Raw genomic sequence first — 237 nt, 5'->3', positions numbered from 1 at the left:
GGTCCGGGTTTCGGCGCACACGCGCAGGAAGCGAGGGCGCAAGCCCCTGCCGGCGAACCTGCCGCGGGTGGAGGTGGTGTGCGACGTACCGGAAGAGGCGAAGCGGTGCGGGTGTGGGGCCAAGAAGGTGCGGATCGGGGAGGAGAGCTCGGAGCGGCTGGACATCGTGCCGGCGCAGGTTCGGGTGATCCGGGAGATCCGGCCGAAGTACGCGTGCCGGGCGTGCGAGGGGGTGGA

The 237-nt window shown here is 71.7% G+C and carries 1 protein-coding gene; it reads left to right on the top strand.

Features of this window, described 5'->3' with window-relative positions; genetic code table 11:
- On the top strand, positions 1-237 hold a 237-nt coding region (locus tag ACYQ8L_RS18815), incomplete at both ends, for an IS66 family transposase zinc-finger binding domain-containing protein (protein ID WP_459943337.1).

It is taken from the genome of Deferrisoma palaeochoriense (assembly GCF_054656955.1).
Note: the sequence above shows the minus strand (reverse complement) of the source record. Positions and strands in the feature narration are given on the sequence as shown.